We start from the raw sequence: 13,746 nt of genomic DNA, 5'->3' as shown, positions 1-13,746 counted from the left end.
GCGGCCCCTCGGCCGGTGCCCCGCCGCTCCTCGAGGCGGTGGGGCGGGGTGGATCAGCGGGCCGCGGTGCCCTCGACGTAGTCGGCGTCCGGGGAGGTCCACGCGAAGAGCTTGCGCAGCTCCCGGCCGGTGACCTCGATGGGGTGCGACTCCTCCTTCTCGCGCAGCTTCTTGAACTCGGCGCCGCCGTTGTCCTGGTCCTCGATGAAGCGCTTGGCGAAGGTGCCGTCCTGGATGTCGGCCAGCACGGCCTTCATGTTCTCCTTGACCGCGGGGTTGATGACCCGGGGGCCGGAGACGTAGTCGCCGTACTCGGCGGTGTCCGAGATGGACCAGCGCTGCTTGGCGATGCCGCCCTCGACCATGAGGTCCACGATGAGCTTGAGCTCGTGCAGGACCTCGAAGTAGGCGATCTCCGGCTGGTAGCCGGCCTCGGTCAGGGTCTCGAAGCCGTACTGGACCAGGTGGGACATGCCGCCGCACAGGACCGCCTGCTCGCCGAAGAGGTCGGACTCGGTCTCCTCGGTGAAGGTGGTCCTGATGACGCCGGCGCGGGTGCCGCCGATGCCCTTGGCGTAGGACAGGCCCAGCTCGAGGGCCTTGCCGGAGGCGTCCTTCTCCACGGCCACGAGGGCGGGCACGGCGCGGCCGGCCTCGAACTCGCGGCGCACGGTGTGGCCCGGGCCCTTCGGGGCGACCATGACGACGTCGACGCCCTCGGGGGCCTCGATGTAGCCGAAGCGGATGTTGAAGCCGTGGGCGAAGAAGAGGGCGTCGCCCTGCTCGAGGTTCGGGGCGATCGACTCGGCGTAGACGTGGCGCTGGACCTGGTCCGGGGTCAGGATCATGATGACGTCGGCTTCCTTGACGGCGTCCGCGACGGTGAGCACGCGCAGGCCCTCCGCCTCGGCCTTGGCCCGGGAGCGCGAGCCCTCGGCGAGGCCGATGCGCACGTCCACGCCGGAGTCGCGCAGGTTCAGCGCGTGGGCGTGGCCCTGGGAGCCGTAGCCGATGACGGCCACGGAGCGGTCCTGGATGATCGAGAGGTCGGCGTCGTCGTCGTAGAAGATCTCTGCCATGGGATTGTCTCCTTGAAGCATGGTGGGATGGGCGCGGCGGCGGGGCCGCTGCGCGGTGGTTGGGGTGTCTGTGGGCCGGCGCCCGCGTCCACCGCCGCCCGGGGGCGTCAGTGGCGCAGGGCGCGGTCGCTCATCGACTTGGGACCACGTCCGAGGGCCAGCGTACCGGCCCGGACGATCTCCCGGACGCCGAACGGCTCCAGGATGTCCAGCAGCGCCCGGAGCTTCTCCGGGGCGCCGGTGGCCTCGATGACGAGCGACTCGGTGGAGACGTCGACAACGGTGGCCCGGAACAGGTCCGCGGCTTGGGTGACCTGCAGACGGGTGGCGGCGTCGGCGCGGACCTTGACCATGATGTGGTCGCGCTGCACCGACGACTCGGGGGTGAGCTCGACGATCTTGATCACGTTGATCAGCTTGTTGAGCTGCTTGGTGACCTGCTCGAGCAGCTCGCCCTCGGCGTCCACCACCACGGTGATGCGGGAGACGCCCTCGAGCTCCGTGGGTCCCACGGCGAGCGAGTCGATGTTGAAGGCGCGGCGGGCGAACAGCCCGGCCACGCGGGTCAGCACGCCCGGCTTGTCCTCGACGAGCACGGAGAGGGTGTGTCGGCTCATGGTCAGTCCTCCTCGTCCCAGTCGGGGGTCATGTTGCGGGCGATCTGGATCTGGTCGTTGGACACGCCGGAGGGCACCATCGGCCACACCATCGCGTCGGCGGAGACCACGAAGTCGATCACCACGGGGCGGTCGTTGATCTCGAGGGCCTGGCGGATGACGTCGTCCACGTCCTCGTCGCGGGTGCAGCGCAGGGCGGCGCACCCGTAGGCGTCGGCGAGCTTGACGAAGTCCGGCACCATGATGCTGTCGTGGCCCGTGTTGAGGTCGGTGTTGGAGTACCGGCCGTCGTAGAACAGCGTCTGCCACTGGCGCACCATGCCCAGCGAGGAGTTGTTGATCACCGCCACCTTGATCGGGATCTTGTTGATCGTGCAGGTGGCGAGCTCCTGGTTGGTCATCTGGAAGCAGCCGTCGCCGTCGATCGCCCACACGGTGCGCTCCGGCTGGGAGACCTTGGCCCCCATCGCGGCCGGCACGGCGAAGCCCATGGTCCCCAGCCCGGCGGAGTTCAGCCACTGCCGCGGCCGCTCGTACTGCACGAAGTGGGAGCTCCACATCTGGTGCTGGCCCACGCCGGAGACGTACACGGCCTCGGGCCCGGTCAGGGCGGAGATCCGCTCGATGACGTGCTGCGGCGAGCCCAGCCCGTCGGCCGGCTTGGGGTAGCCCAGCGGGTAGGTGGCCTGCAGGCTGCTCAGCGCGGTCCACCACGCGGAGAGGTCGGGGCTGCCGCTGCGCTCGAACTCCTGGCGCACGGCGGCCACGAGGTCCGGCAGGATCTCCTTGACGTCGCCCACGATCGGGACGTCGGCCGTGCGGTTCTTGGAGATCTCGGCCGGGTCGATGTCCGCGTGGATGATCTTGGCCGTGGGCGCGAAGGTCTCCAGGTGGCCCGTGACGCGGTCGTCGAAGCGCGCGCCGAGGGTCACCAGCAGGTCCGCCTGCTGCATCGAGTACACGGCCGGGACCGTGCCGTGCATGCCGGGCATGCCGAGGTTCTGCTCGTGGGAGTCCGGGAACACGCCCCGGGCCGTCAGCGTGGTCACCACGGGCGCGCCGGTCAGCTCAGCCAGGTCCATCAGCTCGGCGGCGGCGTCGGCGCGCATCGTCCCGCCGCCCACGTACAGCACGGGCCGCTGGGCGGCCGCGATGAGCCGGGCGGCCTCCCGGATCTGCTTGGCGTGCCCGCGGGTGACCGGCCGGTAGCCGGGCAGGTCCATCCGGGGCGGCCAGGAGAAGGTCATGGTGTCCTGCTGGGCGTCCTTGGCGATGTCCACGAGCACCGGGCCGGGGCGGCCGGTCGAGGCGAGGTGGAAGGCCTCGGCGAGCACGCGCGGGATGTCCTCGGCGTGCGTCACCAGGTAGGAGTGCTTGGTGACCGGCATCGTCATCCCGACGATGTCCGCCTCCTGGAAGGCGTCGGAGCCGATCACCTTGGACGAGACCTGGCCGGTGATCGCGACCATCGGGATCGAGTCCATGTGCGCGTCCGCGAGGGCGGTGACGAGGTTGGTGGCGCCGGGGCCGGAGGTCGCGATGCACACGCCCACGCGGCCCGAGGCGAGGGCGTAGCCCTCCGCGGCGTGACCGGCGCCCTGCTCATGGCGGACGAGGACGTGGTTGATCTTGTCCGTGTCCATGAGGGGGTCGTAGGTCGGCAGGATCGCTCCGCCGGGCAGGCCGAAGACGTCGGTCACGCCGAGCTCCTCCAGGGCCCGGATGACCGCCTGGGAGCCGGTCATCTCCGTGGGGGCCACCGTGTTGCTGGGGCCCATGACAGACGGCACGGCGGGGACGGACTTCTCCGGGGCCCCGGGGGGCCGGTGATCGGCGGCGGTCTCCGCGCGCTTGGTGGCCATCAGCGCTGGGCTGATCGGCTGTCCCTTGCTCATGTCAGCAGTCCTTCTGGTCTGGAGTGGTTCTGGTCCGGCTCGACACGCTCTCCGCCGCAGGCGCCGGGCAAGAAAAAAGGCCCTCGCTGCACCGGAGGTGCGACAGGGCCCGTGCGCTCGACCGGTGGTCGGCTCAGGCCCCGCGTCCGACGAGGACGCGTACCGTGAGCTGGACGACACCGTGGCTGAGTTGCATGCTCCCATGTTCTGCCGCCCGCCCGGGCGTGTCAATCTTCGGACGCCGTGTCCCACGATGTGAGACAGGACATATCCTGCCCTACCGGGCGTCCGGGCCCGGCACGGCGAGCCTGCCCTCCTGCTGCAGGAACAGGGGCCGTTCCCCGGCCGCGATGCGCTCGAGCTGCATCCGCAGCAGCCTCCGCACCCTGGGCCGGTAGGAGGTGCTGGACCCGCCGGTGTGCGGGGTCAGGATCGCGCCCGGGGCGCGGAACAGCGGGTGGTCGCCGGGGAAGGGCTCCGGCTCGACGACGTCCAGGGCGCAGCGCAGCCGCCCGGACACGACCTCCTCGGTGAGCGCGGGGGTGTCGACCACGCGTCCGCGCCCCACGTTGACCACCAGGGCGTCGTCGGGCAGCCGGGAGAGCACCCGGGCGTCGACGAGGCGGTCGGTCGCCGGGCTCGCCGGGAGCGCCACGACGAGCACGTCCGTGCCGGGCAGCAGGGCGGGCAGCTCGTCGACACCGCGCACGGGACCCCGTTCGTCCGTGCCGGCCCGGGACGCCACGCGCACGACCTCGACCTCGAAGGGCAGCAGCCGGTCGACCACGGCGGAGCCGATCTCACCGGCCCCGAGCACCAGCACCCGGCTGTCGGCCAGGCTGCGGGTCGCGAAGCGGCGCCAGAGCCCCGCCCGCTGCTGCAGCACGGCGCGGTCGAGCTCCCGCTGCGCCGCCAGGATCAGCCCCAGGGCCAGCTCGGCGGTCCCGGCCGCGTGCACCCACCCCGCGCTCGAGAGCGCCAGATCCGGCCCCACGGCCTCGGCCACCCCGTCGAAGCCCGTGCCCTGCAGCTGCAGGAGCCGCAGCCGCGGGGCGGCGGACAGGGCCCCGAGCCAGGGACCGGCGACGTAGGGGGCCACCGCCACGTCGATCTCCTCGGCGCGGGCCCCGACCGGGTCGCCGGCCATGTCCCACAGCACGTAGCGGAACCCCGGCACCCGGGCGCTCAGGTGGTCCACGAGCTCCTGCTCCGGGAGGGAGACGACGCGGAGCTCGGAGAGGGGGACGGACGCGGTGGTCGGTGCGGAGTGCGGTGCGGAGGCCATGACCGCCATGCTGGACGTCGCGGCTCCCCGGGACGTCGGCCCCGGAATGGACAAGCCGCACCGGAATGGTAGAGTGTTCTCTCGTTGCGGGACGGGCCACGGCGCAAGCCGGCCGGCGCGATTCGGCCCCCGGGCCGGGAGCGTGCTAACGTTCTTGCCGCACCACCAGCGCCTCTAGCTCAATTGGCAGAGCAATTGACTCTTAATCAATGGGTTCTCGGTTCGAGTCCGAGGGGGCGCACCACGGAAGGACCCCATCGCGCAGCCGCGCGGTGGGGTCCTTCGTCGTCCCCGCGCCGGCGCGGGAGCACGGCCTCCCCCGCTGCCCACCGGAGGGACCCGGGGACGACGAAACCCCGGGCCGTCACCGCGCCCCGGGGTGCTCCGCGCCGCCACGCCGTCGTGACCTCGCGCTCGGGCGCTCGCACGGCGGTCCTCGGTGCCGTGCCCGCCCGGCCCGCGGATCCAGGACCCGTGGGCTGTCCGGCCGGATCAGGAGACGGCGTCCTCCTGGTCGCCGGCCTCGGCGGTCCGGCGCGCCTGCTCGGGCGTGGTCGCGTCGGCGGAACCGGCGTCGGTGACGGTCCCATCCGGCTGCACCCGCAGCTTCCACCGCGCGCCGCCCAGGGTGGTGATGATGTCGGCGAGGGTGCGCCGGAGGTTCTCGTCCGTGAGCAGCCCGTGGTCCACCAGCTCGTCCTCGAGCTGGGTGGCGGCCTCCAGGATGCGCTCGCCCTCCGGCGTGATCGACACGAGGTGGCTGCGCCGGTCGCGGACGTTCTTGGACCGGGTCACGTGACCGTGCAGCTCCAGCCGGTGCAGCGTCTTGCCCATGGTCTGCGCCTGCACCCGGACACGGTGCGCCAGCTGGGCCTGGGTCATGCTCCCCGCCGTCTTCAGCACGTCCAGGGCCATGACCCCGGCGTGGGTGACGCCGAGCGTGGCCAGGCGCTCGTTCCACGCGTGCTCCACGAGCCGTGCCGCGGTCGAGAGCAATCGGTTGGTCGGCCATTGAGTGGTGAAAGGCATGCACAGCAGTCTACCGACCCGGTACCCGTAATACAGCACCATGCTAAGCAAACTGAGCAACAATTTTCCGCGCGGGTGCGCCCGGACGGCGGGGACGGGACCCGGTGGACCGGCCCCGGCCGGGCCGGTCCACCGGTAGTGTTCGTGGTCCGCGGCCGTTGCGCCGCACCGGGCGGGCACCCGGCCCGCACCGGCAGCACGGCCGACCGCGCCGCCGGACGACCCGCAGCGACGGCCCGCACCCACGACCCCCAGCACGGAGGAGCATCCCCATGGCAGCACGCCTCGCACCGGGCCGGCAGGCCCCCGACTTCACCCTGCCCGACGCGCAGGGCGGGACCGTCTCGCTGGCCGAGCACCGCGGCCGGCGCGTCGTCGTCTACTTCTACCCGAAGGCGTCCACCCCGGGCTGCACCACGCAGGCCTGCGACTTCCGGGACAGCCTCGAGCGCTTCGCCGCGGACGGGTTCATCGTGCTCGGCGTCTCCCCCGACGCCCCGGAGGCCCTGGCGCGCTTCGCCGAGGAGCAGTCCCTGACCTTCCCGCTCCTCTCCGACGCCGACCACCGCGTCGCCGAGGCGTACGGCGCCTGGGGCGAGAAGAAGAACTACGGCAGGACCTACGAGGGTCTCGTGCGCTCCACCGTGGTGGTCGGGGCGGACGGCACCGTGGAGCTCGCGCAGTACAACGTGCGCGCCACGGGCCACGTGGCGAAGCTGCGCCGGGACCTCGGCCTGGAGGGCTGAGGATAGGATGGCCGAGGGGCCCGCAGGGGCCCCTCGGCGCGAGTGGTGGAACTGGCAGACACGCAGGATTTAGGTTCCTGTGCCCTGACCGGCGTGCGGGTTCGAGTCCCGCCTCGCGCACCCCGCGGTCCCCGGGCCCCGCCCCGGGGACCGCCCACGACGACATCCCGACCGATCCCGTGAGGCGGCGAAGGACCCATGGCGCCCAGGCGAACCCCCCGCACCGCGGCCGCGCTCGCGCTCGCCGCCGGGCTCGTCGCCCTCCCCGGCTGCTCCCCCGCCGGCGACGACGCCCCCGGCGCCCCCACCGCCTCCCGCTCCGTGCCGAGCGCGGAGTTCGTCTTCGCCAACGCCGCCGCCGCGCCCACCCTGGACCCGGCCACGGTCAACATCCTCGAGACCTCCCGGATCGCGGCCCAGATCCTCGAGGGACTCGTCTCCGCCGACCCCTCCACGGGCGAGGCGGTGCCGGCCCTGGCGAGCTCGTGGAGGCGCTCCGAGGACGGTCTGTCCTACACCTTCGCCCTCCGTGACGGGGTGCGCTTCCACGACGGCACCGACCTGGACGCGGCGGCGGTGTGCGCGAACTTCGAGCGCTGGGAGGACCTCGCCGCCGGCGGGTCCCGGACCCCGTTCGGCACCGTCTTCCGGACCGCCGCACCGGGGACCGAGCCGCTCTACGCGGGATGCACGGCGGTGTCGGCCGACACGGTGCGGCTCTCGCTCACCGCTCCGCACACGCCCCTGCTCCGCGCGCTCACGCAGCCCGCCTTCGGGATTGCCTCCCCCGCGGCGCTGGCGGCCGGCACCCACGAGACCCACCCCGTGGGCACCGGCCCCTTCCGCTACGAGTCCGGGGACGGGACGAACGTGGTGCTGCGCGCGAACCCCGGCTACTGGGGCGAGCTCGGGGACATCGGCCGGCTCGAGTTCCGCACCATCGCCGAGCCCGAACTGCGCTACGTGGCGCTGCGGCTCGGCCAGGTGGACGGCTACGACCAGGTGGGCCTGGACTCCTTCGCCCCGCTGGCCCGCCAGGGCGTGCAGGTCCTGCAGCGCGACCCGTACTCCGTGTCCTACCTCGGCATCAACCAGGACGTGGCGCCGCTGGACGACCCCGACGTGCGGGCCGCCATCGCCGCCGCCGTGGACCGCGGCGCGATCGTGCGCGAGCACTACCCCGACGGCACCCGGGTGGCCAACCAGTTCCTGCCCGCCCGCTTCGCCATGGACGGCACCGACCTGGAGATCCCCTCCTACAACCCGCAGCGGGCCCAGGAGCTGCTGGAGGCCTCGTCCTACGCCGGCGAGCCGCTGCGCTTCTACTACCCGCGCAACACCTCCCGGACCTACATGCAGGAGCCCGAGAAGATCTACGCCGACATCGCCGCCCAGCTCGTGCGGGCGGGGTTCGTGATCGAGCCCGTCCCGGTGGAGTGGTCGGACGGCTACGTGGCGCAGGTCCAGGACCCGGACGGCGACCACGCCCTGCACCTGCTCGGGCTCAACGGCGGGTACCGGGACCCGGACTACTTCACGGCGGCGCTCTTCGGCGCCCCCCACGGCGAGTTCGGGGTGGACGCCGCGTCCCTGTTCGGCGCGGTCAACCGCGCGCCGGCCCTGCCGGACGGCGAGGACCGGTCGAGCGCGTACGTGTCCATCAACAACAGGGTCTCCCGCCTGCTGCCCGCGGTCCCCCTGGCCCACCCGATCTCGGCGGTGGCCGTGGACGGGTCGGTCACGTCCTTCCCGCTGAGCTCCACGGGCTACGAGTCCTTCAACCGGGTGGACCTCGAGGATGCCGGGTGAGCACCGCCCCGACGCGCCCCCGGGCGCATTCGGGGATCGTCCGGGCGTGGCGATAGTCTGTTCCCGACCATTCACCGGCGCAGCCACTCACCGGCGCGGCGCCGGGCGTTCAACGGGAGCATCGACAGTGACATCACCTCAGACCACGGAATCGACCGACGTCCTCCTGATCGGCGGCGGCATCATGAGCGCGACCCTCGGCGTGTTCCTCAAGGAGCTCGAGCCGCAGTGGGACATCACGATGCTGGAGCGCCTGGACCAGGTGGGCGCGGAGAGCTCCAACGTCTGGAACAACGCCGGCACCGGGCACTCCGCGCTGTGCGAGCTCAACTACGCCCCCCAGGCCCCCGACGGGTCCGTGAGCGCCGAGAAGTCGCTCGGCATCAACGAGCAGTTCCAGCTCTCCCGCCAGTTCTGGGCCTCGCTCGTGGCCGAGGGCAAGCTGAAGGAGCCGAGCACCTTCATCAACCCGGTGCCGCACATGTCCCTCGTCTTCGGCGACGCCCACAGCGACTACCTGCGCCGCCGCTGGGAGGCCCTCCGGCCCCACAAGCTCTTCGAGCGCATGCAGTACACCGAGGACCGCGAGAAGATCGCCGAGTGGGCGCCGCTGACCATGCACGGCCGCGGCGCCGGCCGCGTGGCGGCGTCCTGGTCCCCCGAGGGCACCGACGTCGACTTCGGGGAGCTGACCCGCCAGCAGGTCGCCCACCTGCAGGCCCGGGGCGGCGTGGTGCACTACGGCCGGCAGGTCGTGGACCTCGACCGCCAGGGCGACGGCACCTGGGTGGCGACGGTCCGGAACCGTCTCAACGCCGAGGGCGACCGGCTCGTCCGCGCCCGGTTCGTGTTCGTGGGCGCCGGCGGCGGCGCGCTGCCGCTGCTGCAGAAGTCCGGCATCCGCGAGGCCAAGGGCTACGGCGGGTTCCCCGTCTCCGGGCTGTGGCTGCGCAACTCCGACGAGGACGTCGCCGCCCAGCACAACGCCAAGGTCTACGGCCAGGCCTCCGTGGGCGCCCCGCCCATGTCCGTCCCGCACCTGGACACCCGCTACGAGCACGGGCGGCGGGCGCTGCTGTTCGGCCCCTACGGCGGGTTCAAGCCCAACTTCCTCAAGCAGGGCTCCTTCCTGGACCTGCCGCGCTCCGTGCGCCCGCACAACATCTACCCGATGACCCGCGCGGGCCTGGCCAACCTGGACCTCGTGAAGTACCTGCTGAGCGAGCTGGCCAAGTCCAAGGACCAGCGCGTCGAGGCGCTGCAGCAGTTCTACCCCACCGCGGACGGCTCCCAGTGGGAGCTGGTCGAGGCCGGGCAGCGCGTGCAGGTCATGAAGCGGGACAAGCAGAAGGGCGGCGTGCTGCAGTTCGGCACCGAGCTCATCACCGCCGCGGACGGGTCCATCGCCGGGCTGCTGGGCGCCTCCCCGGGGGCGTCCACCGCGGTGCCCATCATGCTCAACCTCCTGGCGAAGTCCTTCCCCGCCCGGATGACGGCGTGGGAGCCGCGGCTCAAGGAGCTCATCCCCTCCTACGGCACGAAGCTCAACGACAACCCGCAGCTCGCGGACGAGGTCATGGGCCGCACCGCCCAGGTGCTCGGCATCAACTGACACCCGGCCGTGCCGGCCGGCACCGGCCGGTTCGGCACGGCACCCCGGAACGGGCCCCGGACCGCGAGCGGTCCGGGGCCCGTCGTCGTCCCGCCCGCCACCGGGGCGCCGGGCCCGCCCCGTGGCGGGCCGGCTCCGTTCCCGGGGTGCAGGACCCCGCTCCCGTCGTCCTGCGGCCCGGGGGCACAGGTGACCTGTCAGTAGGCGGCGGTACCCTGGGGGGCGTGCGCCCCGGCCCCGCCGGGCGCCCCCGACCGTCCCTCCCCAAGGAGCACGATTGTTCCCCCTCGCCCGCGCCTCGATGGCCAACCGAGCGCTGATCGTGCTCATCACGCTGTTCGTCGCCCTCTTCGGGGTGCTGAGCATGCGCTCCATGAAGCAGGAGCTCATCCCGTCCCTGGAGATCCCCGCCATCAGCGTGGTCTCGGCCATGCCCGGCGCGTCCGCGGAGGTCGTCGACGAGCAGGTGGGCCGGCCCCTGGAGCGCGCGCTCAACATCGTGGAGGGCCTCGAGAGCTCGACGTCCACCTCGCGCGCCGGGCTGTCCAACATCCAGCTCGGCTTCGAGTACGGCACGGACCTGGACCGGGCCCGCAACCAGGTGGAGCGGGCGGTCTCCAACGTGCGCACCCAGCTGCCCGACGACGTCGAGCCCACCGCGTTCGCCGGCTCCGTGGCGGACTTCCCCATCGTTTTCCTCGCCGTGTCCTCCGACGAGGACCTCAGCCCGCTCGCGGCCGACCTGGAGCGGCTGACCGTCCCGGACCTGCAGAAGATCGTGGGGGTCCGCTCCGCCGAGGTCAGCGGCGCCCCCGACCAGGTCGTGTCGATCCTGCCGGACCGGGCCGACCTCGCCCGGGCCGGCGCCACGCCGGCCGACATCCGCACCGCCCTCGAGGAGAGCGGGGGCCTGGTGCCCGTGGGCACCGTGGACGACGGCGCCACCACGCTGCCTGTCCAGGCCGGCTCCCCCCTGGACTCCCTCGAGGCCGTCGAGAACGTGCCCCTGCCCCTGCCGGAGGACGCCCCCGAGGACGCCGCGCCCACCACCGTGGGCCAGGTGGCCACCGTGGAGCTCACCGAGCAGGAGCAGACCTCGATCACCCGCACCAACGGGGAGCCCACCCTCGCCCTGTCCGTGACCAAGACCCCCGACGGGGACACCGTGGGGATCTCGCAGGCCGTCGAGGAGATGATCCCCGAGCTCGAGGAGGACCTCGGCAACGGCGCCGAGATCACGGCGGTCTTCGACCAGGCCCCCTACATCGAGCAGTCCATCGAGGATCTCACGGTCGAGGGCCTGCTCGGGCTCGCGTTCGCCGTGCTCGTCATCCTGGTGTTCCTGGCGTCGCTGCGCTCGACCCTCGTCACCGCGATCTCCATCCCGCTGTCCCTGCTCGCCACGTTCATCGGGATCAACGCCCTCGGCTACTCCCTGAACCTCCTGACCCTGGCCGCGATCACTCTGTCCGTGGGGCGGGTCGTGGACGACTCCATCGTGGTGATCGAGAACATCAAGCGCCACTACGGGACGGTCGACCTGCGGACCGACCCCGCCGGGGCCAAGTCCCGGGCCATCCTCACCGCCGTGCGCGAGGTCGCGGGGGCGATCACCGCCTCGACCCTGATCACGGTGGCGGTGTTCGTGCCCATCGCCTTCGTGGGCGACGTGACCGGCGAGCTGTTCCGGCCGTTCGCCCTGACCACGACCATCGCGCTGCTGTCCTCGCTCGTGGTGTCCCTGACCATCGTGCCCGTCCTCGCCTACTGGTTCCTGCGGGACCCCCGCCTGGTCCACCGCGCCCGCCCCGCTCCGGCGGTCCGGCCCGCCCCCTGGGCCGGCCCCGCCGCCGGCGGCACGGCCGCGGCGCCGACCCGCCTGGCGCAGGGCTACCTCCCGGTCCTGCGGGGCACGCAGCGGCACCCGTGGGCCACCCTGGGCGTGAGCGTCCTGATCCTGGGCGGGACCGCCGCTTTGCTCCCCGTGCTGCCGACCAACCTGCTCGGGGACACGGGGCAGAACACCATGACGATCGAGCAGGACCTGCCGCCCGGCACCGCCCTGGAGGTCACCTCCGAGCAGGCGGCCCGCGCCGAGGAGGTGCTCGAGTGGACCGAGGGCATCCAGGACGTGCAGGTGACCATGGGTCCCGGCGGCGGCTTCTCCGCGTTCCTGCCCGGCAGCGGCACCAACAGCGCCACGTTCTCCGTGACCACGGACGCCGCGGTGGACCAGGAGCGGCTGCGCCGCACCGTCGGCGAGCGCCTGGACCGGCTGGACGGGGCCGGGGAGTTCTCGGTGCGCGGCGCCCAGGGCTTCACGAGCAACGACGTCGAGATCTCCGTCACCGCCACCGACCAGCCGACCCTGGCGGAGGCCGACGAGGCCGTGGTCCGTGCCATGCGGGAGCTCTCCACCACCGGGCAGGTCACGAGCAACCTGGCCGCCACCCAGCCCACCGTCGTCGTGACGGTCGACCGGGCGGCCGCCGCCGCGCGCGGCCTGAGCGAGGAGCAGGTCACGGCGGCGCTCGCGGGCACCGTGAACCCGTTGCCCGCCGGGTCCATCGACCTGGACGCCGACTCGGTGGCCGTGACCATCGGTGAGGGCCGTGCCGTCGAGGACGTCGAGGCGCTGCGCTCCTTGCCGGTGCCGGCGGCCGGCGGAGCCGTCCGGCTCGACGAGCTGGCCGAGGTCGAGGAGTCGCTCACGGTCGAGACGATCACCTCGAGCAACGACCAGCGCACCGCCACCGTGGCCGTCACCCCGGCCGGCGACGACCTGGGCGCCACGAGCGACGACGTCCGGGAGGCCCTCGCGGACCTGGACCTGCCCCAGGGCGCCTCGGCCGAGCTGGGCGGGGCCGCCACCGAGCAGGAGGCCACGTTCCGGCAGCTGGGCATCGCGGTGCTGGCCGCGATCGCGATCGTCTACGTGGTGCTCGTGGCGACCTTCAAGTCGCTGGTCCAGCCCCTGATCCTGCTGATCTCCATCCCGTTCGCGGCCACGGGAGCGGTGCTCGCGCTGCTGGCCTCGGGGGTGCCGCTGGGCCTGGCCTCGCTCGTGGGCGTGCTGATGCTCGTGGGCATCGTGGTGACCAACGCGGTGGTCCTGATCGACCTCATCAACCAGTACCGGGGCCGGGAGCACCGGATGCCCCTCGAGGAGGCCATCGAGAGGGGCGCGACCCGGCGGCTGCGCCCCATCGTGATGACGGCCCTGGCGACCATCCTGGCGATGACCCCCATGGCGCTGGGCATCACCGGCCAGGGCAGCTTCATCTCGCAGCCGCTGGCCGTGGTGGTCATCGGCGGGCTGCTCTCCTCGACCCTGCTGACGCTGGTGCTCGTGCCGGTGCTCTACCGGCTCGTCGAGGCGCGCAAGGAGGAGCGGCACCGCCGCCGGGAGGAGCGGATCTCCGCGCTGGCCGCCTCCGCGACGGGAGCGGGTCGCCCGGCGCACGAAGCGTGACGCCGGTCACCGTGCGCTCTTTCGTGGACGTTTGCTATAGAGAATTCTCGCGCACGCGGGGATCGGCGGTGCGGTCCCGCGCCGCACGCGGTATCATCCGCCCAGGTCACACCGGAGATCGGGGTCACCGAGCCGGGGTGCACCCCGGGAGCGGTCCGGACCGTCCCCCGAAAAGGGGGACACCGGGGCACCGCACGCCCAT

9 protein-coding genes and 2 tRNA genes are annotated in these 13,746 nt (G+C 72.7%); 6 read left to right on the top strand and 5 right to left on the bottom strand.

The genetic code is table 11. The features are described from left to right. Positions 1-53: 53 nt before the first annotated feature. From ilvC to QYM41_RS03640, 4 genes are all read right to left on the bottom strand, one after another. Positions 54-1,079, bottom strand: a complete 1,026-nt coding sequence (ilvC, locus tag QYM41_RS03655; RefSeq protein ID WP_368798373.1) for a ketol-acid reductoisomerase — start codon at positions 1,077-1,079, stop codon at positions 54-56. Between the two features lie 107 nt (positions 1,080-1,186). After that, positions 1,187-1,696, bottom strand: coding sequence for an acetolactate synthase small subunit (gene ilvN / locus QYM41_RS03650; protein WP_368798372.1), 510 nt, complete (start codon positions 1,694-1,696; stop codon positions 1,187-1,189). Positions 1,697-1,698: 2 nt separating this feature from the next. Continuing rightward, positions 1,699-3,591 carry an acetolactate synthase large subunit gene (locus QYM41_RS03645; protein ID WP_368798371.1) on the bottom strand — a complete coding sequence of 631 codons (1,893 nt, stop codon included), beginning with the start codon at positions 3,589-3,591 and terminating at the stop codon, positions 1,699-1,701. A gap of 277 nt (positions 3,592-3,868) precedes the next feature. Further along, a complete protein-coding gene (locus tag QYM41_RS03640) occupies positions 3,869-4,876 on the bottom strand; it encodes an NAD(P)-dependent oxidoreductase (protein ID WP_368798370.1) in 1,008 nt (335 codons plus the stop codon). A gap of 168 nt (positions 4,877-5,044) precedes the next feature. Between QYM41_RS03640 and QYM41_RS03635 the strand changes: the two genes are divergently transcribed. Beyond that, positions 5,045-5,120, top strand: a tRNA-Lys gene (locus QYM41_RS03635). Between the two features lie 248 nt (positions 5,121-5,368). Here QYM41_RS03635 and QYM41_RS03630 read toward each other — a convergent pair. Beyond that, positions 5,369-5,905, bottom strand: a complete 537-nt coding sequence (locus QYM41_RS03630) for a MarR family winged helix-turn-helix transcriptional regulator (protein ID WP_368798369.1) — start codon at positions 5,903-5,905, stop codon at positions 5,369-5,371. Positions 5,906-6,177: 272 nt separating this feature from the next. On the opposite strand from QYM41_RS03630, the gene bcp reads away from it, so the two are divergent. From bcp to QYM41_RS03605, 5 genes are all read left to right on the top strand, one after another. Next, the gene (bcp, locus tag QYM41_RS03625) at positions 6,178-6,651 is read left to right on the top strand and encodes a thioredoxin-dependent thiol peroxidase (protein ID WP_368798368.1); all 474 of its coding nucleotides are present in this window, start codon (positions 6,178-6,180) and stop codon (positions 6,649-6,651) included. A 36-nt stretch (positions 6,652-6,687) separates the two neighbouring features. Beyond that, positions 6,688-6,771 (top strand) — tRNA-Leu (locus tag QYM41_RS03620). Between the two features lie 78 nt (positions 6,772-6,849). Continuing rightward, positions 6,850-8,460, top strand: coding sequence for an ABC transporter substrate-binding protein (locus QYM41_RS03615; RefSeq protein WP_368798367.1), 1,611 nt, complete (start codon positions 6,850-6,852; stop codon positions 8,458-8,460). A 127-nt stretch (positions 8,461-8,587) separates the two neighbouring features. Next, positions 8,588-10,072 carry a malate:quinone oxidoreductase gene (locus QYM41_RS03610; protein ID WP_368798366.1) on the top strand — a complete coding sequence of 495 codons (1,485 nt, stop codon included), beginning with the start codon at positions 8,588-8,590 and terminating at the stop codon, positions 10,070-10,072. A gap of 277 nt (positions 10,073-10,349) precedes the next feature. Beyond that, complete coding sequence (locus QYM41_RS03605) at positions 10,350-13,544, top strand: efflux RND transporter permease subunit (protein WP_368798365.1); 3,195 nt, start codon at positions 10,350-10,352, stop codon at positions 13,542-13,544. Positions 13,545-13,746 lie beyond the last annotated feature (202 nt).

The sequence above is a fragment of the Kocuria oxytropis genome (genome assembly GCF_040981195.1).
Classification (GTDB): domain Bacteria; phylum Actinomycetota; class Actinomycetes; order Actinomycetales; family Micrococcaceae; genus Kocuria; species Kocuria oxytropis.
Note: the sequence above shows the minus strand (reverse complement) of the source record. Positions and strands in the feature narration are given on the sequence as shown.